The sequence below is a fragment of the Rahnella sp. AN3-3W3 genome (genome assembly GCF_003263545.1).
Lineage (GTDB): Bacteria > Pseudomonadota > Gammaproteobacteria > Enterobacterales > Enterobacteriaceae > Rahnella > Rahnella variigena.
This window is the reverse complement of the sequence record NZ_JYDG01000084.1, coordinates 1-1,238: the sequence shown is the minus strand read 5'-3', so window position 1 is coordinate 1,238 and position 1,238 is coordinate 1. Positions and strand designations below refer to the sequence as shown.

The following is a 1,238-nucleotide window of genomic DNA, read 5'->3' as shown; positions in this document are numbered from 1 at the left end:
TGTATGAATAGACCCGGGTTTCGTAGACACTTTTTTGCCTCATAATGGAGGCCTAATGAAGGAGTGTTTATGTCAGTCAAAACGTTCACAGAAGAATTCAAAATTGAAGCCGTAAAACAGATCACTGAGCAGGGGTACCCTGTGTCTGAGGTCTCCTCTCGACTTGGTGTATCCACTAATAGTCTTTACGCCTGGGTTAAGCGCTACCAGAAGCCCGAGCCGCAGCGTAAGCAGGACGATGCACTTCAGCATGAAGTAAAGCGCCTCAGGCAAGAACTTAAGCGAGTAACTGAAGAGCGGGATATCTTAAAAAAGGCCGCCGCGTACTTTGCAAGAACGTCAGGCTGAAGTACGCCTTCATTAAAAAAATGTCGTCCTTTTATGCTGTACGCAGATTATGCCTGGTTCTTGGCCTCCATCACAGCGGTTATTACCAGTGGCTAAAGCGGCCTAAATCTTTGCGTACCCGGCAAGATGAACGGCAAACAGGCTTGATTAAACAACTGTGGCTTGAAAGCGGTACGGTTTACGGCTATCGAAAAATCTGGCTCGATATGAAAGATCTGGGTGAATGCGTCGGACGTAACAGGATCGCGCGCCTGATGAGGCTCGCTGAACTAGCATCTCAGACTGGATACCGAAAACGACGCTATTACGATGGCGGAAAGCCTTCTTTTGCCAGTCCAAATTACCTTGAACGCCAGTTCGTTGTCCCAACCCCAAATACGCATTGGGTGAGTGACATGACTTATATAAGGACGCATGAGGGTTGGCTGTATCTGGCTGTTGTTCTTGATCTCTTCTCACGCAGGGTTATCGGCTGGAGCATGGGCGGACGAATGACCGCTGAGTTAGTAATGGATGCATTATTGATGGCGGTATGGCGACGTAAACCAACGGCAGAAGTATTAATCCATTCAGATCAGGGCTCTCAATATACGAGCGAAAGATGTCAGCATTTTATGACAGCTCACAATTTAAAAAGCAGTATGAGTCGTCGGGGTAATTGCCATGACAACGCAGTGGCAGAAAGCTTTTTTCAGTTGCTAAAACGGGAACGCATAAAGAAACGGATCTATAAAAATAGGGAAGAAGCGAAGGCGGATATCTTCGATTATGTCGAGATGTTTTATAATGCTAAACGCCGCCACAGTGCCTGTGAGGATCAACCCCCTGCAGCTTATGAAAGTGCCTGGTTCATGAGGCACGGAACAGTCTAGGAAACTAGGGTCTATTCA

General features: G+C 47.1%; 1 protein-coding gene. It reads left to right on the top strand.

Annotation, left to right across the window (positions count from 1 at the left end):
- The first annotated feature begins 69 nt into the window (after positions 1-69).
- Positions 70-1,220, top strand: a protein-coding gene (locus UC15_RS19920; RefSeq protein WP_112290390.1) for an IS3 family transposase whose coding sequence is annotated in 2 segments (ribosomal slippage) — positions 70-304 and positions 304-1,220 — 1,152 coding nt in all. Because the reading frame shifts where the segments join, the coding sequence is not laid out codon by codon here.
- Positions 1,221-1,238: the final 18 nt, after the last annotated feature.